General features: G+C 44.9%; 19 protein-coding genes. 10 read left to right on the forward strand and 9 right to left on the reverse strand.

All coding sequences use genetic code 11. The features are described from left to right. Nucleotides 1–206: 206 nt before the first annotated feature. The 5 genes from hutH to hutC form a co-directional block, all read right to left on the reverse strand. Nucleotides 207–1,739, reverse strand: coding sequence for a histidine ammonia-lyase (gene hutH / locus A6D97_RS21020; protein WP_065585193.1), 1,533 nt, complete (start codon nt 1,737–1,739; stop codon nt 207–209). A 14-nt stretch (nt 1,740–1,753) separates the two neighbouring features. Further along, nucleotides 1,754–3,448, reverse strand: a complete 1,695-nt coding sequence (gene hutU / locus A6D97_RS21025) for a urocanate hydratase (RefSeq protein WP_061021576.1) — start codon at nt 3,446–3,448, stop codon at nt 1,754–1,756. 72 nt (nt 3,449–3,520) lie between these two features. Continuing rightward, nucleotides 3,521–4,585 carry a formimidoylglutamase gene (gene hutG / locus A6D97_RS21030; protein ID WP_065585194.1) on the reverse strand — a complete coding sequence of 355 codons (1,065 nt, stop codon included), beginning with the start codon at nt 4,583–4,585 and terminating at the stop codon, nt 3,521–3,523. Further along, entirely contained in the window at nt 4,572–5,822 is a 1,251-nt protein-coding gene (gene hutI, locus A6D97_RS21035) for an imidazolonepropionase (RefSeq protein WP_065585195.1), read from the reverse strand. Before hutI ends, hutG begins: the two co-directional genes overlap by 14 nt. A gap of 113 nt (nt 5,823–5,935) precedes the next feature. After that, nucleotides 5,936–6,649 (reverse strand): histidine utilization repressor, encoded by a 714-nt coding sequence (gene hutC / locus A6D97_RS21040; RefSeq protein ID WP_065585196.1) that lies wholly within the window; start codon nt 6,647–6,649, stop codon nt 5,936–5,938. Between the two features lie 181 nt (nt 6,650–6,830). Between hutC and A6D97_RS21045 the strand changes: the two genes are divergently transcribed. The 7 genes from A6D97_RS21045 to A6D97_RS21075 all read left to right on the forward strand — a co-directional run bounded on the left by A6D97_RS21045 (nt 6,831) and on the right by A6D97_RS21075 (nt 12,144). Beyond that, nucleotides 6,831–7,574, forward strand: a complete 744-nt coding sequence (locus A6D97_RS21045; protein WP_065585197.1) for a sporulation protein — start codon at nt 6,831–6,833, stop codon at nt 7,572–7,574. Nucleotides 7,575–7,958: 384 nt separating this feature from the next. Then, a complete protein-coding gene (gene thrS / locus A6D97_RS21050; protein WP_017059786.1) occupies nt 7,959–9,887 on the forward strand; it encodes a threonine--tRNA ligase in 1,929 nt (642 codons plus the stop codon). Nucleotides 9,888–9,889: 2 nt separating this feature from the next. Then, entirely contained in the window at nt 9,890–10,441 is a 552-nt protein-coding gene (gene infC / locus A6D97_RS21055) for a translation initiation factor IF-3 (RefSeq protein WP_076654893.1), read from the forward strand. Nucleotides 10,442–10,545: 104 nt separating this feature from the next. After that, complete coding sequence (gene rpmI, locus A6D97_RS21060) at nt 10,546–10,740, forward strand: 50S ribosomal protein L35 (protein WP_004738430.1); 195 nt, start codon at nt 10,546–10,548, stop codon at nt 10,738–10,740. A 42-nt stretch (nt 10,741–10,782) separates the two neighbouring features. After that, complete coding sequence (gene rplT, locus A6D97_RS21065; protein WP_004733517.1) at nt 10,783–11,136, forward strand: 50S ribosomal protein L20; 354 nt, start codon at nt 10,783–10,785, stop codon at nt 11,134–11,136. Nucleotides 11,137–11,311: 175 nt separating this feature from the next. Beyond that, entirely contained in the window at nt 11,312–11,626 is a 315-nt protein-coding gene (gene yqfB / locus A6D97_RS21070; protein ID WP_017063603.1) for a N(4)-acetylcytidine aminohydrolase, read from the forward strand. A gap of 68 nt (nt 11,627–11,694) precedes the next feature. Continuing rightward, nucleotides 11,695–12,144: a hypothetical protein gene (locus A6D97_RS21075; protein WP_065585198.1), complete on the forward strand. Its 450-nt coding sequence runs from the start codon at nt 11,695–11,697 to the stop codon at nt 12,142–12,144. A gap of 81 nt (nt 12,145–12,225) precedes the next feature. Here the strand turns inward: A6D97_RS21075 and A6D97_RS21080 are convergent, their stop codons facing one another. The 4 genes from A6D97_RS21080 to A6D97_RS21095 all read right to left on the reverse strand — a co-directional run bounded on the left by A6D97_RS21080 (nt 12,226) and on the right by A6D97_RS21095 (nt 17,689). After that, on the reverse strand, nt 12,226–13,464 hold the full coding sequence (locus tag A6D97_RS21080; protein WP_065585199.1) for a leucine-rich repeat-containing protein kinase family protein: 1,239 nt from the start codon (nt 13,462–13,464) through the stop codon (nt 12,226–12,228). A gap of 115 nt (nt 13,465–13,579) precedes the next feature. Continuing rightward, nucleotides 13,580–15,154, reverse strand: a complete 1,575-nt coding sequence (locus A6D97_RS21085) for an ATP-binding cassette domain-containing protein (protein ID WP_065585200.1) — start codon at nt 15,152–15,154, stop codon at nt 13,580–13,582. Between the two features lie 523 nt (nt 15,155–15,677). Beyond that, nucleotides 15,678–16,256, reverse strand: coding sequence for a TetR/AcrR family transcriptional regulator (locus A6D97_RS21090; RefSeq protein WP_017066051.1), 579 nt, complete (start codon nt 16,254–16,256; stop codon nt 15,678–15,680). Continuing rightward, the gene (locus A6D97_RS21095) at nt 16,253–17,689 is read right to left on the reverse strand and encodes a coniferyl aldehyde dehydrogenase (protein WP_017070227.1); all 1,437 of its coding nucleotides are present in this window, start codon (nt 17,687–17,689) and stop codon (nt 16,253–16,255) included. The genes A6D97_RS21090 and A6D97_RS21095 overlap by 4 nt, the downstream gene beginning before the upstream one ends. A 561-nt stretch (nt 17,690–18,250) precedes the next feature. Here A6D97_RS21095 and speA point away from each other — a divergent pair. The 3 genes from speA to A6D97_RS21110 all read left to right on the forward strand — a co-directional run. Further along, entirely contained in the window at nt 18,251–20,158 is a 1,908-nt protein-coding gene (gene speA, locus A6D97_RS21100; RefSeq protein WP_065585203.1) for an arginine decarboxylase, read from the forward strand. Next, entirely contained in the window at nt 20,158–21,084 is a 927-nt protein-coding gene (gene speB / locus A6D97_RS21105; RefSeq protein WP_017063610.1) for an agmatinase, read from the forward strand. Before speA ends, speB begins: the two co-directional genes overlap by 1 nt. A 661-nt stretch (nt 21,085–21,745) precedes the next feature. Next, on the forward strand, nt 21,746–24,233 hold a 2,488-nt coding region (locus tag A6D97_RS21110; RefSeq protein ID WP_139074334.1), incomplete at its 3' end, for a retention module-containing protein.

The raw sequence follows: 24,233 nt of genomic DNA on the forward strand, positions 1-24,233 counted from the left end.
CGCTATTAGTCATCAAATCTGGGGTGGATTATAGCTAACTAACTTCGTTCTAATGGTCTATCCAGTTAACTTTGCTTATATATCAGTCGATTAGATAAATACGTTGGATGGTATGTGACGATTTTGAGGGGAATAGGGGCTTGGATTCAATGCAACAAGGGCTAATCAATAGCCCCTGTTTATATGACGTGCTATTTCGCCAAACCTTAGAAGCTACACAGTAGGCCTTCTGGCATTAGATGGTTATGCACTGATAATTTGAGCAGTAGATTTGCTTGCTCGATATCAGGTGAGAAGTAACGGTCTTTGTCGTAGAAGCTGACTTTCTCGCGCAGTATCTGTTTTGCTTCTTCTACTCGAGGAGAAGAGAGATTTGGTGCTCTAAAATCCAAGCCTTGTGCTGCTGCTAAGTATTCAACAGCCAAGATGCCACGGGTGTTTTCTGCCATGTCACGCAGTCGACGACCCGCAAAGGTTGCCATAGATACATGATCTTCTTGGTTTGCCGATGTTGGAAGGCTGTCTACTGATGCTGGGTGTGCCAGTGTTTTATTCTCGCTTGCCAGAGCAGCAGAGGTTACTTGAGCAATCATAAAGCCTGAGTTAACGCCGCCGTTATCGACTAAGAAAGGTGGAAGTTTGCTTAGTGCGCTATCAATCAGCAGTGCCATTCTTCGTTCAGAAAGGCTACCAATTTCTGCAATCGCAAGTGCTAGGTTATCCGCTGCCATTGCCACAGGTTCTGCGTGGAAGTTACCACCTGAAATAATGTCGCCGTCTTCAGCAAATACCAGTGGGTTATCCGATACCGAGTTCGCTTCAACGTTTAACGTTTCTGCTGAATTACGAATTTGCTGTAAACAGGCACCCATCACTTGAGGCTGACAGCGCAACGAGTAAGGGTCTTGAACCTTTTCACAGCAAGTGTGTGATTCACCAATCTCACTCTTTTGATCAAGCATATGGCGATAAGCAAGCGCGGCATCCATTTGACCACGATGACCACGAACGCGATGAATTCGAGGGTCAAACGGACGACGACTACCCAGTGCAGCTTCAACAGACATTGCACCACATACGGTTGCAGACGCAAACAAGTCTTCCGCTGCGAACAGACCTTCTAATGCAAAGGCAGTCGATGCTTGTGTGCCGTTTAACAGAGCTAAGCCTTCTTTCGGAGCAAGTGTGATTGGCTCCAAGCCAGCGATCTGCATTGCTTCTAAGCCAGTGATGATTTTGCCGTTGTGGCGCGCTTGGCCTTCACCTAGAAGTACCGTACTCATGTGGGCGAGGGGAGCAAGATCTCCTGAAGCACCCACAGATCCTTTTTGTGGAACACATGGGTAAACCTGTGCGTTCACAAGATCGATAAGAGCGTTGATGACCTTGAGTCGGATACCCGAGTAACCGCGAGACAAGCTGTTAATCTTCAATACCATCATCAAGCGTACGGTTTCATCAGACATGAACTTGCCAATGCCCGCAGCGTGAGAAAGTACGATACTTTTCTGTAATACTTCTAAATCTTCAGGCGCAATTTTGGTATTTGCCAATAAGCCAAAACCCGTATTGATGCCATACACAGTGCGATCTTCAGCAATCACTTGTTCTACAACGTGCATGCTCGCTTCAATATCAGGAATCGCTGCAGGGTCAAGTGATAAGTTTACAGGGCTACGGCTAATCTCACGCAGTTCAGGTAGGCCAAGAAGTCCTGGTTTAAGTAATAAATTCAACATGTTTTCTCCAGACATTAAAGGCGACGAAGTTCTTCGTTTAGCATAGGCAAATCAAGCTTCTGTTCTTTAGCACACTGCTTGGCAATATCGTAACCCGCATCAGCATGACGCATAACGCCTGTTGCTGGGTCGTTGTGAAGTACACGAGCAATACGCTGTGATGCATCTTCACTGCCGTCACAACAAATCACCATTCCTGAGTGTTGCGAGAAGCCCATACCAACGCCACCACCATGGTGCAGAGAAACCCATGTCGCGCCGCCTGCAGTATTTAGCAGAGCGTTCAATAGAGGCCAATCTGATACGGCATCTGACCCGTCCATCATGCCTTCTGTTTCGCGGTTCGGGCTTGCCACTGAACCTGAATCTAGGTGGTCACGACCGATAACAACCGGCGCTTTCAGTTCGCCATTTTTAACCATTTCATTGAATGCTTGGCCTAAACGTTCGCGATCTTTCAAGCCAACCCAACAAATACGAGCCGGTAAGCCTTGGAACTGAATGCGTTCACGCGCCATATCTAGCCAGTTGTGTAGATGCGGGTTATCTGGAATCAGTTCTTTTACTTTTTGGTCTGTTTTGTAGATGTCTTCTGGGTCGCCAGATAGGGCAGCCCAACGGAACGGACCGACGCCTTCACAAAATAAAGGTCGTATATAGGCTGGAACGAAACCTGGGAAATCAAACGCGTTTTCCACACCTTCTTCAAGTGCCATTTGGCGAATGTTGTTGCCGTAATCTACGGTCGCAGCGCCACGGTACTGAAGATCTAACATAGCTTGAACTTGAATCGCCATTGATTGCTTAGCGGCTTTCACTACTTTCGCTTCATCAATTAAACGTTCTTGTGCTGCTTTCTCCATCGTCCAACCTTGCGGCAAGTAGCCGTTCAGCGGATCGTGGGCAGAGGTTTGGTCAGTCACTACGTCAGGCGTGATATTGCGTTCAACAAGCTCTGGGAATACATCTGCTGCGTTACCGAGTAGGCCAACAGAGATTGGTGTGTCTGATTCTTTAATCATTGCCATCGCTTCATCTATGCTGGTGGCTTTTTTGTCGACATAGCCTGTACGCAAGCGGTAATCGATTCGTGATTCATCACATTCAACCGCAATCATCGAGAAGCCAGCCATAGTCGCTGCGAGAGGTTGAGCACCGCCCATACCGCCAAGACCACCCGTTAGAACCCACTTGCCGTTTGCTTCTCCTTGAAAGTGCTTCTTCGCGATAGCGACAAACGTTTCATAAGTGCCTTGAACGATGCCTTGTGAGCCAATGTAAATCCAGCTACCTGCGGTCATCTGGCCGTACATCATCAAGCCTTCTTTATCGAGCTCGTTGAAGTGTTCCCAGTTCGCCCAGTGTGGAACAAGGTTCGAGTTAGCGATCAGTACGCGAGGTGCGTTTTTATGTGTCGGGAACACGCCCACAGGTTTACCTGATTGAACAAGCAACGTTTGGTCGTCTTCTAAACGCTCTAATACTTCAACAATCTTGTCATAACATTTCCAATCACGTGCCGCGCGACCGATACCGCCATACACAACCAGTGCATGTGGATGTTCTGCCACATCAGGGTCTAGGTTGTTCATCAGCATACGCAGTGGTGCTTCTGTTAACCAAGATTTAGCGCGCAAAGTGGTGCCATGAGGTGCGCGAATTTCGCGAGTCGTGTCGAGACGAGGGTCACTGTTGTGGTGTTCCGTCATTTTGGAATTCCTTCTGTTTCACGTTATATCGTTGTAGTTGTAGTTGTAGTTGTAGTTATCGGTATAGCTGGATTAGTCGCTGGCCATTGCACTGGCTATATCCCAACACAAACGTGCCGCCAATCGAGCCGTTTGGCCATCGATGTCGTAGTCTGGGTTGTATTCCGCAATGTCCGCGATAATGAGTTTTTCACTGTGTTTGAAAATCTGTTCTAGAAACGGAGCGAGTGCTTCATAGCTCACGCCTCTTGCCGCTGGTGCACTTACGCCCGGCGCAGTCGCTGCGGGGAATACATCGAGATCAATGGTGAGATAGAGGTAATCACATTCAGCGATGAATTTTTGCAACTTAACCAGTTGAGCGACTTGGTTTACTTGGGTCATGTTGCGGTCGTGTTCATACCAAACGCCCAGTTGGTCAGCTTTATTAAACAGCGCTTTGGTATTACTAGCCGCACTCACACCAAGACAAGCGTAATGAAACGGCCATTGATGCTTGTGGCAGTAATCGCTGATTTGATTAAAAGGCGTACCTGAACTGGGTTTAACGTCGGCGATGTTGCTTTCAAATTCACGAAGATCAAAGTGAGCATCAAAGTTAACGATGCCGATCTTAGGTTTGCGTTCTGGCTGATCTTTATGAAGGTGTTTAGTTTTATGTCGGTGTTCCGTTTGGTGTAAATGTTCCGCAAGACCTTGAAACGATGCCCAAGCAACCTCGTGACCACCGCCAAGGGTAATCACTTTGTTGGTTGATAACGCATTGGCAATCACAGAAGCACACTGTTTCTGGCTGACTTCTAATTGACCATCGTTACACTCGATGTCACCAAGATCCGCAATGTGTGAGTCACTGTGCCAAGCCATATTAGCTAACGCTTGGCGAATCAGGTTAGGTGCTTGTTTCGCGCCCACGCGTCCTTTATTCCTTGCAACTCCAGCATCGCTGGCAAAGCCTACCAAGGCGATGGCGCGGTCATTAAGCTCGTTACTTAAGTCACTATGTTGCACTTGCTTGGTAATGTGATGTACGCGTGTGCCGAGTGCGCCATCTTCAAGATCATTGCGCCCTGTCCACACAAAGTTATGTACGGTTGCCGCGCTATCTTGAATGCCGTTGGAATTAGATTGAGTCATGACACACCTCGCCATTAACAATGCGTTTATGCAGATGAGGAACACCGACTTGATAGCTCAGGTCAGCAGGGTGATCGATATTCCAGATAGCTAAGTCAGCGGCATAACCAATTTCAATTTTGCCTTTGGTTTGTGAGTCGCCAATGGCAGCAGCAGCGTTACAAGTTACACCGCGCAGCGCTTCTTCAGGCGTCGTGCCAAACAGGGTGCAGCTCATGTTCATCATCAGCGTTAAATCAGCAAAGGGAGAAGTGCCGGGGTTTAGGTCGGTCGCGATCGCCATTGGAACGTTGTGTTCAAGAAGTAGGGCAACGGGCGGTTGTTGAGTCTCTTTAAGGAAATAGAAAGCACCGGGTAGCAAGGTGGCAACTGTGCCTGATTCAGCCAGTGCTTTGACTCCTGTTTCATCAAGGTACTCAACATGGTCAACAGAGAGTGCGCCGTATTTAGCTGCAAGCGCACTGCCACCCATATTAGAAAGCTGCTCTGTATGGCCTTTAATCGCGAGCCCATGGGCTTTGGCTGCTGCAAAGACACGTTCGGTTTGTTCAAGGTTGAAGCCGATAGATTCACAGAACACGTCAACCGCATCGGCTAGGCCTTGCTCTGCAGCTTTAGGAATGATCTCTTGGCAAACCAGATCGATATAGCTGTCCGGTTGTTCTTTATATTCGGGTGGCACAGCATGGGCTGCAAGGAGAGTGGTGGTGATCTTAATTCGGCGATGATTCTCTAACGCTTTGGCTGCACGTAACATCTTGAGCTCATCTTCAAGAGTTAAACCATAGCCGGATTTTACTTCGATGCTGGTTACGCCACTTCTTAGTAGGCCATCGAGCCTAGGTAGTGCCATTTCAACCAGTTCAGATTCTTGTGCTGCGCGCGTTGCGGTTACTGTCGCTAAAATACCACCGCCTTGCTTGGCGATGTCGGTGTAAGACACACCATTCAAACGCTGCTCAAATTCATTGGCACGATTACCCGCAAATACGAGGTGAGTGTGGCAATCAATCAGCCCAGGGGTGACTAACTTGTTTTTGCAATCATAGGTGATGTAATCCAAAGAACCATCAATACTTACTTGTTCTAACTCAGAAGCAAGTACGTCTTGGTTTGAACAAGAGATGGACACGATTTTACCGCTTTCGATAACGATATCTTGAGGAGAGGAGGGCTGATAACCGTCGACTCCCGAACTCATGGAGACCACTCGTGCGCTTTTGAGGATCAAATTCATAATCACCTAGATCTTTGCTAAACATTAAATGTATATACAAATAAATAGGCTAAACGCTGCCCCGAATCAAGTTGATGTTGCAAAAATGTGATCGGCGATCAGGATGATGTTCTTTAATCTAGAAGTATCTTGGAGCTTAATTTGTACTTAGAGCCAGGATGGTAGAGCAATGCAAAGCTGATGAGGCGCTCTTTGCTCCATGTTCTTCTATTCAAAAGAAGGCAAGGCTCTGATTCAGATAGCTTTAGTGACGTTCTGATTTGAGAGTCAGGAATAATGGCTTCAACCGTATGCTCGATAGCACTCAACGGGCAGCTTTTTGAAAGGTATTCATTGGGGGTAGAGGTTGAAAAATCTTGCTCTAGGTATTTTGGAGCGGCTTGAGAATTCACCCAGCGTGCTTCCAGTTGTATCGGTGCGTTGTCCGAAAAGTGTATGATTTCACTATAGAACACTTCTGCGTTAATCATCACACCTAACCGTGTAGCGGTGCTTTCATCAGCCTTGATACTATCGTGCTTGATAACTTGGCTAGTATACGTTTGGCCTCGGTCTTTGATCTCTTGCGCTATGTTGTTGATATCAAGCAGCGGAGATTGCGCTTTTTCGTCTGGTTCACAAACAAAAGTACCTAGCCTTGGCTTCCTGATGAGTTTGCCTTCAGACACAAGATCTCGAATGGCTTTATTGACCGTCATTCGACTCACATTGAACTGCTCTGTGAGTTCGAGTTCTGTGGTTATCTGGTAACCCACTGGCCAGTGACCACTGTTGATATTATCGTCTATGAACTGTTTTATCTGAAGGTAGAGCGGCGCTTTCGACATAATGAAACCTTATTTGACTATACAAATAGAGTAACGGAATTTTTCACGATTTCAACATTTCCTCGGGCAATGTGACCTTATTCAACATAGATGGGGCAAATTGCTTGATTCTGTGAGGCAAGTGTCGCAAATTGTCACGCAATAACTATTCGTAAATCAGATAATTAGAAAGGGAAATAATATGTTTAAGAAATTAAAGGCCTCGTTGGGCATCGGTGCAGCAAAGGTTGATACTGTCTTAGATAATATTGAAGTTTTCCAAGGTGGAGAGTTGTCTGGCAATGTTCACATTGTTGGTGGTGACGTTGAGCAACAAATCGACCTGATCAACTTGGTTCTCAACACAGAAGTAAAAGTAGAAACGGAAGACAGCACCAGCTACGAAACCTTTTCACTGGGTCGTATTCAAGCGGTAGAACCTTTTGTTATCCAACCGGGCGAAACCAAACTGGTGCCATTCCGTCTTAAGTTAAATGATGAAACGCCAGTCACCGCGTTGAACGCACAAATGAACCAATGCCATGTGTGGGTTGAAACCAACCTAGATATAGGCTTCGCGATTGACCCTAAAGACCGTGACTTTATCTCCGTACACCCATTGCCAACAGTTGCTAAAATTATCCAAGGTGTCGAAGTATCGGGCATGACAATGGTGAAAGCAGACGTAGAGAAGGGCTTCTTAAAAGGCAATAGCTTTGCTTCTCGCTCTGGTTGTTACCAAGAGATTGAATTTCGTAGTGGCGGTTTCATGAATAATAAAGAGATCGAGCTGTCATTCATCGTTGAAGGCTCAATGGTTCACTGCCTCGCAGAAATCGATCGCTCAATGAGCTTCCGTGGCGACCAGTACATCTCATTCAGCTTGCCTGCGAACGCTGCCGATTCAGACATTCGCAACGCCATCTCAAGAATCATAAGTGCGTAGTTGCTCTTTCTGTTAGTAGTCGCTTTTTCTATTAATAGAGACAAGACAGTACGATTTCTATAGCCGAACTTAACCGTTCGGTTTTTTTGTTTGTAAATAAAGACAAAGAACCAATCATTGAACGTTAGCTTAGGGTGTTAGAAGGTCCTATATAGAAGAGACATTTCAGTCATATAGTTTTGTGGTGCTGCGGGACTAACATTGTCATTTCATATTATTTCGTTACAATGTTCGGCTACTCACAGATGTGGCATCTGTATTTGCTTCTATGTGGGTATATTTATTATGCATATATCCCCAATCAGCGTACTCGTTGATTGAAAGACATATATTAAACATTTTCATGTGTTGCTTGGTGTGCAACACCACTGTAAAGGACAAATAATGCCAATTATTACTCTTCCTGACGGTAGTCAGCGTCAATTTGACAACCCTGTATCAACTCTAGATGTTGCCCTATCAATCGGTCCTGGTCTTGCGAAAGCTACCATTGCTGGTCGTGTAGACGGCGAGCGTGTTGATGCTTGTGATCTTATCGAAAACGATGCAAGCCTAGAAATCATCACAGCTAAAGATGAAGTTGATGGCCTTGAAATCGTTCGTCACTCTTGTGCTCACCTTTTAGGCCACGCGGTTAAGCAGCTTTTTCCAGAAGCGAAAATGGCGATCGGTCCTACTATCGATAACGGTTTCTACTACGATATCGATCTTGAGCACTCTCTAACGCAAGACGATCTAGAAAAGATCGAAAAGCGCATGAAAGAGCTAGCGAAGACCAAATACCAGGTTGTTAAGAAGAAAGTTAGCTGGCAGGAAGCGCGCGACGCATTCGAAGCTCGCGGCGAGACTTACAAGATTGAAATCTTGGACGAGAACGTTTCTAAAGACGATCGTCCAGGCCTGTACCATCACGAAGAATACATCGATATGTGTCGTGGTCCACACGTGCCTAACATGAGCTTCTGCCAGCACTTCACTCTACTTAACGTAGCGGGTGCATACTGGCGTGGTAACAGTGACAACAAGATGCTTCAACGTATCTACGGCACTGCATTCCACGACAAGAAGGCACTTAAAGCTCACCTTGTGCGCCTAGAAGAAGCGGCTAAACGTGACCACCGTAAAATCGGTAAAGCGCTTGACCTATTCCACATGCAGCAAGAAGCACCAGGCATGGTGTTCTGGCACCACAACGGTTGGACTATCTTCCGTGAGCTAGAAGTATTTATTCGTCAAAAACTGACTGAGTACGATTACCAAGAAGTTAAAGGCCCATTAATGATGGACCGTGTTCTTTGGGAACGCTCTGGTCACTGGGATAAGTACGCTGAAGCGATGTTCACTACTTCTTCAGAGAACCGTGAATACGCTATCAAGCCAATGAACTGTCCTGGTCACGTTCAAATCTTCAACCAAGGTTTGAAATCTTACCGTGATCTACCGCTACGTATGGCTGAGTTCGGCTCATGTCACCGTAACGAGCCGTCTGGCGCACTTCACGGCATTATGCGTGTTCGTGGCTTCACTCAAGATGATGCTCACGTATTCTGTACTGAAGACCAAGTTCAACAAGAAGTTAAAGCTTGTATTGAAATGGTTTACGATACTTACACAACTTTCGGCTTCGAAAGCATCGTTGTTAAGCTATCTACTCGTCCAGAACAGCGTGTAGGTTCAGACGAAATGTGGGACCGTGCAGAGGCTGACCTTAAGCAAGCGCTAGAGGCAATGGACATTGCATACGAGATTCAAGAAGGCGAGGGTGCGTTCTACGGACCTAAGATTGAATTTACTTTGCATGATTGTTTGGACCGCGCTTGGCAATGTGGTACAGTGCAGCTCGATTTTGCATTACCAGAACGTTTAGGTGCTACTTACGTAGGTGAAGATAACGAGCGTCACACGCCAGTTATGATCCACCGCGCGATTTTAGGTTCACTAGAACGCTTCATTGGTATTCTTATTGAAGAATACGCTGGCTTCTTCCCAACGTGGTTGGCGCCAGAACAAGCAGTTGTAATGGGCATTACAGACAAACAGTCTGAATATGTGCAAGAAATTACGAAAAAACTGCAAAAAAGTGGATTTAGAGTCAAAGCAGACTTGAGAAATGAGAAGATTGGCTTTAAAATCCGCGAACATACTTTGAAACGTGTACCGTTCATGCTTGTGTGTGGTGACCAAGAAATGGAAGCCGGCGAAATTGCAGTACGTACACGTAAAGGTAAGGACCTTGGCAAATTTAAAGTGGATGACTTTATTTCATACATCCAAGCCGAGGTTTCAAGCCGTAAGCTCAATCTGGAGGAATAGCTATTAAAGGCGGAAGACGTGGCCAACAACCGGCCAAACAAAACCAGCACCGTTTAAACGGTGACATTCGTGGCGTTCGTGAAGTGCGTCTAACTGGCGCAGACGGCGAAGCTGTTGGTGTAGTATCAATCGCTGAAGCGATGGAAGCTGCAAATGAAGCTGGTATGGATCTTGTAGAGATCAGCCCTAACGCCGAGCCGCCAGTTTGTCGTGTGATGGACTACGGTAAGTTCCTCTTCGAGAAGAGCAAAGCTGCGAAAGAGCAGAAGAAGAAGCAAAAGCAGGTTCAGATCAAGGAAATTAAATTCCGACCTGGAACTGATATTGGAGACTATCAGGTAAAACTACGCAACCTGACTGGTTTCCTAGAAGACGGCAACAAAGTGAAGGTAACAATTCGCTTCCGTGGCCGCGAAATGGCTCACCAAGAAATCGGTGTTGACGTTCTTAATCGTTTGAAAGCGGATACTGAAGAATTTGCAGTAGTCGAATCTTTCCCAACGAGAATTGAAGGTCGCCAGATGATCATGGTGTTGGCCCCTAAAAAGAAGTAATTAACGGCTTTGCAAGTAATTGAACCCTGCAGCCTCAGGTTGCGGGGTTTTATTCGCCCTAATTACTATGTTATTAACAACTCAACAATGCGGAGTTATTCATCATGCCTAAGATGAAAACCAACAAAGGTGCTGCTAAGCGTTTCCAGAAAACTGCTGGTGGTATTAAGTTTAAGCACGCTGGTAAACGTCACATCCTGACTAAGCGTACTACTAAGAACAAGCGTCAGCTACGTCCGAACTCGATCCTTCCTAAATGTGAAGTTGCTCAAGTTCTACGTATGATGCCATACGCTTAATTCTTTTTAGTTTATAAATTCGTTTAGTTTAGGAGAAGCATAATGCCTCGCGTAAAACGTGGTGTACAAGCTCGTGCACGTCATAAGAAAGTTCTAAAACAAGCTAAAGGTTACTACGGAGCACGTTCACGTGTTTACCGCGTAGCTTTCCAAGCAGTTACCAAAGCTGGTCAATACGCTTACCGTGACCGTCGCAACAAGAAACGTCAATTCCGTCAACTTTGGATTGCACGTATCAACGCGGCATCTCGTCAAAATGGTCTATCTTACAGCCGTTTCATCAATGGCCTAAAGAAAGCATCTATCGAGATCGACCGTAAGATTCTTGCTGACATCGCAGTATTCGACAAAGCAGCATTTGCTGTTCTAGTTGAAAAAGCGAAAGCATCTCTATAATTTAGAGTTAGCTTAAAGGTTTAAGAAAAGGAGAACTTCGGTTCTCCTTTTTTATTGCCTGTAATTTGGCTTTGCCATACTCTCTCGCATCTCGCACCTAATTTTTATTCGCTTGAACACGCATTCTGGTATATAAACATTTACCTAACCTTTAAATGTAAAGCGACCGAAATAAATGACCGCACCGACCACTATGACGTTCTTCGAACGTTTTGAAACTGACATCCTATCTGGCAAGAAGACGATTACTATTCGTGATGAATCTGAGCGAGACTACCAGCCAGGCAGTGTTGTGGAAGTATCGACGCTAGAGCAAGACCGTGTGTTCTGTAATCTTAAGATCATCAGCGTTGAGCCAATTTTGTTTGATGACTTAGGTGAGTTCCATGCTCAGCAAGAGAACATGACGCTGCAAGTACTGAAAGACGTGATTCAAGATATCTATCCAGGTATCTCTCAGCTGTATGTGGTTTCTTACGAGCTTGTGTAGCCCGCTTTAAATAGAATTGGTTGATCAATACCGCGTCTAACGCAGAGCAATGAGAAAGAGAAGTCACAATGAATGAATTACAGAATGAAACAGTTCAGAAAATTTTGCTCCAACTTTATTGTCGTGAGCAAACTGAGCAGCCGTTAATTTCTAGAACTGATCTCGACATTGCTCTTTATGATAGCGAAGGCTTTCTAGCGTGGCGTGACACAAGGCGTAACTTTACGGTCAGTGATATCGAGAATCGAGTTTGGGTGAAGAGCTGCCCCGGCGGTTACATCACTGAAGTGCACTTCAATGCTGACGGTTCTTTGATTGAATATCGTTTGTTCGACCGATTTGAAACAACAGGGCAGTGGCAACTAAAAGACGGTTTGTTACACGTCGAGATTCTGAAGGGTGAGAACTGCTACCAGTTTGCTGTTGTGGCTCGTGCTGACCTTAATATTCACTCTGCGGTTGAGTATAAGAGCGGAGAGCTGCATTCGTACTTGAAGCTTGTTCAAGTTGAAAGCTAAACGCTGGTTCGTTTAATTAGCATATAAAAAAGCCAACAGTGATGTTGGCTTTGTTGTCTTCAATCTGACTGAATACTTCTATTAAGCTTCGAAGTTCGCCAATCGAGTATAAAGCTCGCTGTCTTGATCTTGCTTTGCACAAATCGTCAGTAGGTCTTCAATAAAGTACTTCAATGCACGTGCTTCAATTCGGCGAATACCTTGTTGATGTTCTTCAGTTAGGTAGCCGTAGATAGTCGCAGCGCCAAAGTCACCAAAGATCATCTGACCTTGTTCGTTCACTAAAGTGTTGTGAGCGTATAGATCACCATGAGAGACTTTATTGGCATGAAGGTGTTCAAACACATCAATCATCTGCTCTGTAATGCTATTGATTTGAGCAATTGAAAGTTCGAAACCTTCTGGGAAAGTATCACGCGTGCAAGTCTCGAGTGTTGGTGGTAGCCCTAGGTTGTAGTAGCTGTTTGGAATGAGTTCCATCACCAAAGCTAGGTAATCTTGTTCCTCTACTTGGGCGATAGATTTTACCAAGTTGTTATGGTGTCCAGCCTGCAAGCACGCTTCCAGTTCATCATGTGGGTAGCCGTCACTGGTGACTTCGCCTTTAAACACTTTAACCGCCACTTCCTGTGGAAAATCGAAGTCGCTGTTTAGCCAGCTTGCATGCGAGATCACGCCAGATGCGCCTTGGCCAAGTACTTGATTCAGTGAATAGCTTTGAGAGCTAACCGCAGGCACGCTATCTAAGCTGCTAGGGTGTTTGCAAAACGGGTTACCCGCAAACGCTAACCAAGCCAGTTTTGGTAGCTTGATAAGGAACTCTGGGAATTCAGTCAACTGGTTTGCAGACAGGCGAACTAGCTCAAGGTTGGATAGGTTTTCCATGCTTTCTGGTAACACGCGAATCTTGTTACCCGCCAATGCCAGTTTCTGTAGTCGCGGTCTTTCACCTAGTGAGCTAGGCAGGGCCTCAATCTCATTGTCGGTCAGGATTAACCAACGTAGTTGAGTCGGCAGAGATTGTTCGCTAACGGTTTTGATTTGGTTGGTTTTGAAGCCAACCATTTTGAGCTTAGGAAGTGACCCTAGAACATCAGGCAGGTGCGTAAACAGGTTATTCGACGCGAAGATAATACGCAGGTTAGTTAGCTTTGATAACTCGGCTGGTAGGTCTGACAGCTGATTACCTGAAAGGTCAAGGATCTCAAGTGAATCTGCAAGCTCTATGATTTCTAGAGGAAACTCGGTGAGACTTTCCGACAGTTTTAAGCGCTTAATACCTTTAAGTTGCCCTGATTTTAATTGTTCTAGAGTATGCAAACCTTAGCCTTATGAATAGATGTTCGAGGCGCGTAGTTTACTTGTCTCAATCAAGAAAGGCGAGTATCCGGAAGAATACTCGCTTAACTAAACTAAGTGAACGAATTTACGAAGGTTAAAGCTGGATATGGTTTTGGCTAACGCCGACCTCCTCAACAAAATCGCTATCATGACTGACCAAGATGATAGCGCCTTGGTATTCACGCAGAGCCGAAGCTAATATTTGCTTCGAGTCGATGTCTAGGTGATTGTCTGGTTCATCTAGCAGCAGTAATGGCGAATCCTGTTTATGGCTGACGATCAACATCGCCAGTTTCATTTTCTCTCCACCGCTTAGGTGAGCTATTTTGCGGTAGACGGAGTCTCGTCTGAATCCAATACCAGCTAACAAGGTTCGTGCGTCACTTTCTGTCATGCTGCCGCTATGTGTCACCAGGCTATCGAACATTGTGTCGTTGGTGTCTAATAGTCCAAAGTGTTGATCCAAGTATACTGTGGACCCTAAGCGTTTAATGGAACCTGTATAGTTCGAGTGTTGCCCATGAATGGCCTTTAACAGCGTCGACTTTCCGCAGCTGTTTGCACCAGTGAGATAACACCGTTCACCTTGCGACATAGAAAAGTTGATACGAGCGTCAGAACCAAAACTCAGATGGCAATCTTCAACGGTTAATAGCGAGTTCTTTTTCTTGCTATTACTCTGCTGTAGATACAAGGCCTGTGGTTTTAGTTGTTCCTTTTGTTCTTTAAGAGATTGAAGCTTATGTTGGTTTTGGTCCTTTAAGTTCTTTTGACTAGTGGCTGATGCTCCTTGCGTTCGTCCTGCTTTATCTTTCATCGCATCCAATAATATCTTGGGTTGGCTACCGGACTTTCTGAGTCGATTACCTTGAGACTCACGTTGCTGTGCTTTTTCCTTATTAGCTTGAGCTTGGCGCTCCAGTCGTTTCTTTTCGGATTGGTGATGTGCAATCTGTTTATCTAGTGCATCGGCCTGATTCGACATTTGTTTGAAGTAGTCATCGTAGTTTCCTTTATAGAAACGTAACCCCAAACTGTTGAGATGGTAGATACCTTCCATTTGTCTCAATAAGCTTCGATCATGGCTGACGACAAGTACCTTACCTTCAAACAACTGGCATTGTTCTAGTAGCCAATTGCGTCCGTCGTTATCCAAATGGTTCGAAGGCTCATCGAGGATCAGTATGTCGTTATTTGATACGAATAGCTGATGAAGCTGTAACAGGGCGAGTTGCCCACCACTCAAAGAGCAACAAAGTGTGTTCAAATCACGAGTGATCTTTAATGTACCTAGCAACTGCTGGGTACGCGCCTCTAAATCCCAATCATCGCCAACGATATTGAAGTGCTGCAGTTCACAGCTACCTTGTTCTATGGCGCTTAACGCTTCTAACTTTTCGGTGAGTCCTAAGAAGTCAGCGATGGTGATGTTGGTATCCAGTAGCGTTGATGGTAACTGAGAGTAAAAGCCGATTGAACCTTGGCGCGAAACACTGCCCGTTGTGGGCTGTTTTTGTCCAACGAGCAACGAAAGTAACAATGACTTTCCAGCCCCATTTCTTCCGACTAGGCCTGTGAGGCGAGTGCTCAAATTAAAGGTGATGTTTTTGAATAACCACTCACCAGTATCGAGTTGGAATGAGAGATTATTGGCTAATATAGTCGGCATAGAAATACCTCCCTTTACGTGTAAACGAGTAAAAGGGGTGAGGCGCTTTTCTGTGCAAGCTCCTGCTGGATGCTAACAACAGATCGCCAAAGGCGTTACTTAGATAGATGACCAATGAAAGAGAGAAAGCGGTATTGAGATGGTTCCTGTCTTTGAGGTAATGATCTTAAAGATGTTTGTTTGTCAAAAAACGGATCTTTAAGAGCTTGATTTGTCGCGAAAATAGATGATGAAGTAACGCCCACTAACCCCGAGTGTCCAAATGATTTTTATAAAAATAAATCGGATGTCAGGATGTTAGTACTTCATTATGGCGTTATTCTCTTTTGAAATGATGGTGGGATGGTACTGAAAGAAAGTACTCTGAGTCAATATGTTGAGGTGATTAAATTGTGTTCAAATAATTAAAGCGCCTTTGTGGCGCTTTAGTGATCATTATTGGAAATCAGTTGAGTCTAGAACTTATATCTTTGGGTTTAGAGCTTAGAGCTTAGAGCTTAGAGCCTTGGGCTTAAAGCTAAAGCTACTTGGTTTGCCCACCAACGGCGCGCCAACACATATCAAAGCTATCGTTGATGTACTTCGATGTTTGCTCTGGTGGAGACTCGCTTTGTTCAATCAGCCAGTTTGCACAAATCAGAAAGTGGCTATGAATGAAGTGTCTAACAAGGTTAATGTCCAACACCATCAATTCACCATCTTGTTGCCCTTTCAAAATGATCTCGTCTAGCGATGCGAACATCTGTGAAACAATCACTTCTCGAGTTTGAGTCGTTGGGTCGAAATGAACATTGGTGAAGAACTTCATCGCAACCGGATTCTCTAATGCCCACTCAATTCCTGTGATCCACATGAACTTAAAGGTTTGGTAGCGATCTTCTACAGCCACATCAGTGTGCGGTTGAAGGGTCGAGAATAGCTCTAGCTTCAGCTCGCGAAACAGTTCATCAATCAATAGAGATTTATTCTCGAAGTGGTGGAACAACGTCGCTTTTGCCACGCCGGCTGTTTTCGCTATTTGTCCGGTAGATGTGCCCTCTAGCCCTTGTTGAGAGAAGAGCAGGAGTGCAGCATCTAGGATTTTTTGTCTTTTGGTGATCATCTATTGAGTACTTTGAACATCAGTTTCTTGATTGGGTTGTTGTAAGGAGGATGCATTAACTTGGTGAAGTTGATTTTTCCTCTACTTAGAACGGTTTTGGCATGGCTAAGGGTCTTGAAGCCCTCAATGCCGTGATAGTGTCCCATGCCTGAAGGGCCGATGCCACCGAATGGTGCGTCTTCTGCAGCCACATGCACCAAAGAATCATTAATACACACGCCGCCAGAGTGCGTGTCTGATAAAAGCTTGTCTTGGGTTTCTTTATTATGGCTCATTAGGTACAGAGCCAGTGGGCGTTCTCTCTCTGTGATGTAATTGATTGCTTCTTCGATGGAATCATAAGGCACGATAGGCAAAACAGGACCAAACAGCTCTTCTTGCATCGCGAGCATCTCATCGTTCACTTCGGTGAGAAGGTGCGGCGTCATTCTGTGGTTTACATCGTCTTGTGCTTGTTCGGTTACCGTGTGAATAACCGCGCCTTTGGCTTGTGCGTCTTCAATGACACCTTTCAAGCGATTGTATTGGCGCATGTTGATCACTGAGGTTAAGTCTTTGCTCTCAATACCGGCTTTATAAAGCTTCTTGAAATAACGCTTATAGGCTGTGATGAACTCGTCTGATTTTTCTCGCGGCAATAAGATGTAATCAGGCGCTACACATATCTGGCCAGCGTTTAGACTCTTGGCAAACAAGATACGTTCAACAGCGTCAGCTACATCAAAGTCAGGGGCAATGATGGTTGGAGATTTGCCGCCTAATTCCAAGGTAACTGGTGTTAAGTTGTTAGCCGCTGCTCTCATAACGTGTTTACCCACAGCGGTTGAGCCTGTGAAAAGGATATGGTCAAACGGCAGTTGGCTAAATTTAGCGGAAACGTCAGCTTCGCCTTCGATAATCGCAACCTGATCTTCACTAAAGCCTTCGGCCAACATCGCTTTTAAAACTCGGTTGGTCGCTGGAGTAAACTCCGACATCTTGAGCATCGCCGTGTTGCCCGCTGCTAACGCTGTGATCAGAGGGCCTAAAGAGAGCATGACTGGGAAGTTCCAAGGCACGATGATACCAACCACACCTACTGGCTGATAATGCACAGTAATCTTGGCTGGTGTTAGCATCAAGCCGGCTTTTCGACGTGAAGGCTTCAACCACTTCTTCAGGTTTTTATCACTGTAATTGATCTGGTGTAGGGAAGGGGTGATGTCAGCAATTAAGCTGTCGTGCTCTGCTCGATGGCCATAATCTTCTGATACCGCTTCAATTAACTGCTCTTGGTAGCGCATTAATAGTTTTTTCAAGACTGAGAGATCATTTCGTCTCTGATCAAGTGTTGGATTAACGTTGTTACGGTAGTGATCTTGTTGTCGGTTGAATATTTGATCCATGTCGTTGGTGCTCGACGTGTTTGGTTCAAGGTCTAGATTATGGCTCATAGTATCCCCTAAATTCGAAGGCTGACCGATTGGTTGGTCAGTTAAAATTACAAGAAGATTGAACCGAATACAAGATATGCGCGAGAAAAGTTCAAAAATTGAGCGGTTACAACATTGAAGTGAGCGAGTTCTAGTAGGAAGAATGAAGTGTTTATCGGCATCGAATCGCGGGACACAAGCTGTGTTGGTGATAGCGAGAGTTCAGATTGTGAAGTGCTTATATTTGTCACAACTCTGACTTAACCTCACTCAATTTACTAAAAATCTTTTGGTTTCTGCACATTTTTTCTCCCTAATTTAATGTGAGAAATTGCTTTATATTTAATGCGCTTCAGCCTGTTTTTTACCCTAAAACCTTGTAATTCCTTACCTGTCATTTTAAGTCGATCTGTCGATAAAAAAACGTAATCGTCACCACAAATATCAATGGTTGGACTCGCTCTTAATAATATCGGTTAATGCAGCCAACAAATCGTTTTTGAACGCTTTTTGTTGGGTTATACCTCGCTATTCCAAAGAGGTATCTTCTGTCGATGGCCCTATAGTGTGAGGTCTCTAGAATTGGAAAATTCGGTTAATTTGGAACGCATCCGTGCTGAGTATAATGTAAAGCACTGGAGCCAAGGTTTTTATGGAATTGATGATAACGGTGAGGTGTATGTTTCACCGAGCGAGACGGATCATCAAGTCCCACTAAGTAAGATCGTAAAACAGTTAGAGCAAAGAAATATTGGTTTACCTGCTCTTGTGCGTTTTCCTCAAATAGTGCATCAACGTGTGCACAATATCTGTAACGCATTTAACCAAGCGATCGACGAATATCAGTACGACAATCGTTACCTACTTGTTTATCCGATTAAAGTTAACCAACAAAAAGAAGTGGTTGATGAGATCTTAGCGAGCCAAGCTCAATTAGAGCAAAAGCAGCTAGGACTAGAGGCGGGCAGCAAACCTGAACTATTAGCGGTACTGGCGTTGGCTCAAAAAGCGAGCTCTGTGATCGTGTGTAACGGTTACAAAGACAGAGAATACATCCGCCTTGCACTGATTGGCGAAAAGCTAGGCCACAAAGTCTTTATCGTTCTAGAGAAGTTGTCTGAGCTTGATCTTGTTCTTTCTGAAGCGAAAGCACTTGGCGTAAAACCTCGTTTGGGTTTACGTATTCGTCTTGCTTCTCAAGGTGCAGGTAAATGGCAAGCAAGTGGTGGTGAGAAGTCGAAATTCGGTTTGTCTGCATCACAAGTGCTTACTGTTATCGAACGCTTGAAAGCCGAAGACCAGCTGGATGTACTTGAACTCGTGCACTTCCACCTAGGTTCACAAATGGCAAACATTCGTGACGTGCGAAATGGCGTGAGTGAAGCGGCTCGTTTCTACTGTGAACTGCGTGATATTGGCGCTCAACTGAAGTTCTTAGATGTTGGTGGTGGCTTGGCAGTCGATTACGACGGCACGCGTAGCCAATCTTCAAACTCAATGAATTACGGCTTGCTTGAGTACGCTCGTAACATCGTGATGACAGTAGGGGATATTTGTAAACTCTACAATCAGCCACAACCTGTGATTATTTCGGAGTCTGGTCGCTCACTGACTGCGCACCATGCTGTGTTGATCACCAACGTGATTGGTACTGAAAGCTACTCACCGGAAGATATGGCTGCGCCAGAAGCAGACGCACCACTGTTGCTAAACAACATGTGGAAGAACTTCTTAGAGCTCGATGCTGGTAATGATGACCGTGCGTTGATTGAGATCTATAACGACACTCAGAGCGATATTGCAGAAGCGCACAACCAATTTGCGACCGGTATGCTGAATCTTCAGCATCGTGCTTGGGCAGAGCAAATGTCTTTGCGTATTAACTACGAGCTTAGCACTCGCATGAGCACAAAGAACCGTTACCACCGTCCAATTTTGGATGAGTTGAGCGAGCGTTTAGCGGACAAGTTCTTCGTGAACTTTTCACTATTCCAGTCATTGCCAGATGCTTGGGGTATTGATCAGGTGTTCCCTGTATTGCCACTGAGCGGTTTAGATAATGCGGATGAGCGTCGTGCTGTGGTGTTGGACATCACTTGTGACTCTGACGGTACGATTGACCAGTATGTTGATGGTCAAGGCATTGAAACAACATTGCCAGTGCCAGCGTGGAACCCAGATGAACCATACCTAATGGGCTTCTTCCTAGTAGGCGCGTACCAAGAGATCTTGGGCGATATGCATAACCTATTTGGTGATACGCACAGTGTTGTGGTGAATGTTGATGAAAGCGGAGAAGCGAACATTGACTACATCAACGAAGGCGACACAGTAGAAGACATGATGCGTTACGTTCATATCGATATGGACCTAATTCGTCAGAAGTACAAAGAATTGGTCACCGCGAAAGTACCAGCGCAAGAGCAGCAAAGCGTACTTGAAGAGTTAGAGCAAGGCTTGATGGGTTACACCTATCTTGAGGATTTTTAATGAACGATCTATTTACGAAACCAGATTACTCGTTGTACTCCAATGCGATGACGTTTATGCGTCGTCCATTGGTGCAAAACCCAATCGACAACGATGCTGATGTGGTTGTGTTGGGCGCGCCGTTAGATATGGCGACGTCTGGTCGTCCGGGTGCTCGTATGGGACCTGATGCGATTCGTCGTGCGTCAGTAAACTTGGCGTGGGAAGGTAAAAAATTCCCTTGGGACTTCAATGTATTTGAACACACCTCGGTCATTGATGCTGGCGACCTTGTGTTTGATTGCGGTGATGCAGAAGACCTAACTCAACGTTTAGAAGCAGCTGCTGATGCGATTCTAAACAGTGGTAAAACTCTGTTAGGTTTAGGTGGCGATCACTTCATTACACTGCCTTTGTTAAGAGCATATGGCAAGAAGTACGGTGAGATGGCTCTGATTCACTTCGACGCGCACACTGACACTTACAGTCAGGGTAGTCGTTACGATCACGGTACTATGTTCTACCATGCGCCAAATGAAGGTTTAATTTCGCCTGAACATTCAGTGCAAATTGGAATTCGCACTGAGTATAAACAGGAAGGTCACGGCTTCAATGTCATTAATGCGATGCAAGCGAACGACATGAGCGTGGACGAGATCATTGCTCAAGTGAAAGGTATTGTTGGTAATAAGCCAGTGTACTTAACGTTTGATATCGATTGTCTGGATCCTGCTTTTGCTCCGGGTACAGGTACTCCGGTATGCGGCGGTTTGAATTCAGATAAAGTTCTGAAAATTATCCGTGGTTTGCAGGGCATCAACATGGTTGGTATGGACGTTGTAGAAGTTTCTCCAGCGTATGACCAAAGCGAGATTACAGCATTGGCTGGTGCGACGATTGCTCTCGAGCTACTTTACGTTTGGACGGCGAACCGCCTCGCTAAATAGTTGTGTGTCATTGCTAACAACATAACGCTATATACTGATTTTAAAGCCCACTAAGGTTCAACTTAGTGGGCTTTTTTTGGATACCTCGAAATATCCATTTGCAAATTCTACTCATTGTCCCTGCATACCCATTCAATACTCTAACGGTTGTATATGTAATTGACGCCATATACGGTGTTTGAACAGTTTCTCATCAGCTTTGTGCTACACCTTGTCTCAAATATGGGATTTAGTTCTTCTTTGGGGTTTAGGTATATATCGACCCTATCAATCGCCCATAAATCCTAATGATTTATCAACTTTATTACTGTATATATTTATAAAAATTTGAGGTGTAATTAAGGTATGCGTTTTATTGCATATTAATCAACACCCTATAAACTTTTGCTTAGTCCATGAACAAACTAAAGTGAATGCCTAGATTTGTGAAAAGAAGTCACTTCGCACAGACATGACATTTCGGATAAGGAAGACTAGGCTTAAAGTTAAGTAAACTATAAAAAAAACAGGCGAAACGGAACTGACTCATCACATACATCAGTCTACGTAATTGATTGTTAATGCAGAGAATAAGTTCTGAATATAATTTAAGCCTGAAACCGTTATTACTATCATTTTCACGATGTTGGGCAATACAGCATTTTGTGACCTCGGGGGATATATGGGTATTGAAGTTTCGCGCCAAGCTGCAGTTGTAGAGGCAGTGAGTGGAGAAGTCATTGCGGTTAAGTCTGATGGAAGCGCACGAAAAATTTCAGTTGGCGATATTATTCGTGAAAACGAGATTGTTATCACTGCAAACCAAGCAGAGCTGTTATTAGGTAATCCAAACGGTGTCACTGAGGTGGCAAGTAATTGTGTTGGCTGTGTTGATCAAGACTTAGTGTGGGCTGATGCTCCTATCGCTGGAGAAGTTAATTTTGACTTACAGCAAGCCGATGCAGGAGATTTTGATGATGATGAATTTGCTGCTATCCAAGAAGCCATTTTAGGTGGTGCCGATCCGACCCAAATCTTAGAAGCAACGGCTGCGGGGGGCGGATTAGGTTCTGCAAACGCTGGCTTTGTGACGATTGACTACAACTACACCGAAACTCATCCGTCGACATTTTTTGAGACCGCAGGTCTAGCAGAACAAACGGTTGATGAAGACCGAGAAGAGTTCAGAACAATAACCCGTTCATCGGGCGGTCAATCAATCAGTGAAGTGCTCACCGAAGGCTCCATTTCTGGCAATACCTACCCCCAATCTATTACAACTACCGAAACGATTATTGCTGGTAGTTTAGCGCTCTCCCCTGATTCTTTTGTTCCAGAAGCACTGTCTCTCGCTTCGCTACTCACAGAGCTAAACAGTGATATTACTTCAAGTGGTCAACCCGTTACGTTTACTTATGATGCGGCGACGAACTCTATCATTGGTGTTCAAGGCACCGATGAAGTATTACGCATCGACATCGATGTTGTTAGTGTTGGAAACAACGCTGAGCTTTCATTGACCACAACGATTTCTCAACCAATTGATCACGTAACGTCTGTTGGTGGCGGTCAGGTTTCCTATACAGGCGATCAAATTAACATCACTTTTGATATTCAAGGTGAAGACACCGCCGGAAACCCATTAGCAACACCAATTAATGCGCAAGTTGCCGTGGTTGATGGGGGCGATCCGTCTGCTGAAAGTGTGAATATCAGTAACGTAGAAACTAGCAGTGCAGCAATTGAAGGAACGTTCTCCAATATTGGTAGTGATAATCTTCAATCAGCTGTATTTGATGCTGGTGCACTGGACCAGTTTGATGGGTTGCTCAGCGATAATCAAAATACGCTTGCAAGGCTATCTGATGATGGGACAACGATCACTTTGTCCATTCAAGGTCGAGGTGAGGTTGTTCTCACTATCTCACTAGATACCGATGGTACTTATAAATTCGAGCAGTTTAATCCAATAGAACAAGTGGGCACCGATTCACTGACGTTCGATTTACCGATCACGATTACCGATTTCGACCAAGATGTTGTAACCAATAACATCAACATTGTTATCACTGATGGCGATAGCCCAGTCATTACTAATGTCGACAGTATTAGTGTCGATGAAGCAGGCATCATTGGCGGCTCACAAGAGGGCACGGCGGCAGTGTCTGGCAGCGGCAGTATTACCGCGGATATTTTTGAAAGTGACATCATCGACCATTATGAACTGGAGCCGACGGAATTTAATACGGGTGGCACCTTGGTTTCAAATGGTGAGGCTGTGCTACTTGAGCTGATTGGTGAGATCGGTGGTGTAAGAACTTATGAAGGTTACGTTGAGGTCAATGGAACGAGAATTACGGTCTTTGATGTTAAAATTGATAGCCCTTCATTGGGCAACTATGAGTTTAATCTTTATGAAGAACTTTCTCATCAAGGCGCTGAAGATGCGCTGCTAACTTTTGCATTGCCAATTTATGCTGTTGATGCAGATGGCGACCGTTCTGCACTATCTGGCGGTTCGAGTACACCAGAAGCCGCAGAGATTCTCGTTAATGTCACAGATGATGTTGTTGAGCTAGTTGATAAAGTTGAGTCAGTCACGGAACCAACTTTAGCCGGCGATACCGTTGTTTCGTATAACCTATTCAACTTCGAAGGCGCTGATGGCTCGACAATTCAATCGTTTAACTATGATGGTGTTGATTACTCACTAGATCAGAGCTTGCTGCCAGATGCTGTTCAAACATTCAGTTTTACTGAGGGTGTTGTAACCATCTCACTAAATGGCGATTTTAGTTTTGAAGTCGCTCGTGATATCGACCACTCAAGCAGTGAAACTCTCGTCAAACAGTTCTCGTTTTTAGCTGAAGATGGTGATGGAGACACTGACACTTCATCGCTTGAGCTAAGTATCACTGACGGTCAAGATCCAATCATTGATTTGATCCCGCCAGTTACTCTCTCAGAAGCCAACCTTGCTGATGGATCCTCTCCAAGTGGAAGTGCGGTCAGCGCTACCGAGACGATTACCTTTACTGCTGGTAGTGATGATGTAGCTAAATTTCGTATTGAACCAACTGAATTCAATGTCGATGGGACACTGAAATCGAATGGGTTTGCGGTTGAGATAAAAGAAGACTCTGCTATTCAGGGCACTTACATCGGTTTTA

It is taken from the genome of Vibrio sp. ZF57 (assembly GCF_001691235.1).
GTDB classification, from domain to species: domain Bacteria; phylum Pseudomonadota; class Gammaproteobacteria; order Enterobacterales; family Vibrionaceae; genus Vibrio; species Vibrio crassostreae_C.

Bases quoted from the DNA above. Each gene is read 5' to 3' on its own strand.
- hutU (WP_061021576.1), bottom strand. From the start codon at position 3,448: ATGACGGAACACCACAACAGTGACCCTCGTCTCGACACGACTCGCGAA.
- rpmI (WP_004738430.1), top strand. From the start codon at position 10,546: ATGCCTAAGATGAAAACCAACAAAGGTGCTGCTAAGCGTTTCCAGAAA.
- hutC (WP_065585196.1), bottom strand. From the start codon at position 6,649: ATGTCGAAAGCGCCGCTCTACCTTCAGATAAAACAGTTCATAGACGAT.
- yqfB (WP_017063603.1), top strand. From the start codon at position 11,312: ATGACCGCACCGACCACTATGACGTTCTTCGAACGTTTTGAAACTGAC.
- A6D97_RS21085 (WP_065585200.1), bottom strand. From the start codon at position 15,154: ATGCCGACTATATTAGCCAATAATCTCTCATTCCAACTCGATACTGGT.
- rplT (WP_004733517.1), top strand. From the start codon at position 10,783: ATGCCTCGCGTAAAACGTGGTGTACAAGCTCGTGCACGTCATAAGAAA.
- hutH (WP_065585193.1), bottom strand. From the start codon at position 1,739: ATGTTGAATTTATTACTTAAACCAGGACTTCTTGGCCTACCTGAACTG.
- A6D97_RS21090 (WP_017066051.1), bottom strand. From the start codon at position 16,256: ATGATCACCAAAAGACAAAAAATCCTAGATGCTGCACTCCTGCTCTTC.
- A6D97_RS21075 (WP_065585198.1), top strand. From the start codon at position 11,695: ATGAATGAATTACAGAATGAAACAGTTCAGAAAATTTTGCTCCAACTT.
- hutG (WP_065585194.1), bottom strand. From the start codon at position 4,585: ATGACTCAATCTAATTCCAACGGCATTCAAGATAGCGCGGCAACCGTA.
- A6D97_RS21045 (WP_065585197.1), top strand. From the start codon at position 6,831: ATGTTTAAGAAATTAAAGGCCTCGTTGGGCATCGGTGCAGCAAAGGTT.
- hutI (WP_065585195.1), bottom strand. From the start codon at position 5,822: ATGAATTTGATCCTCAAAAGCGCACGAGTGGTCTCCATGAGTTCGGGA.
- A6D97_RS21095 (WP_017070227.1), bottom strand. From the start codon at position 17,689: ATGAGCCATAATCTAGACCTTGAACCAAACACGTCGAGCACCAACGAC.
- speB (WP_017063610.1), top strand. From the start codon at position 20,158: ATGAACGATCTATTTACGAAACCAGATTACTCGTTGTACTCCAATGCG.
- thrS (WP_017059786.1), top strand. From the start codon at position 7,959: ATGCCAATTATTACTCTTCCTGACGGTAGTCAGCGTCAATTTGACAAC.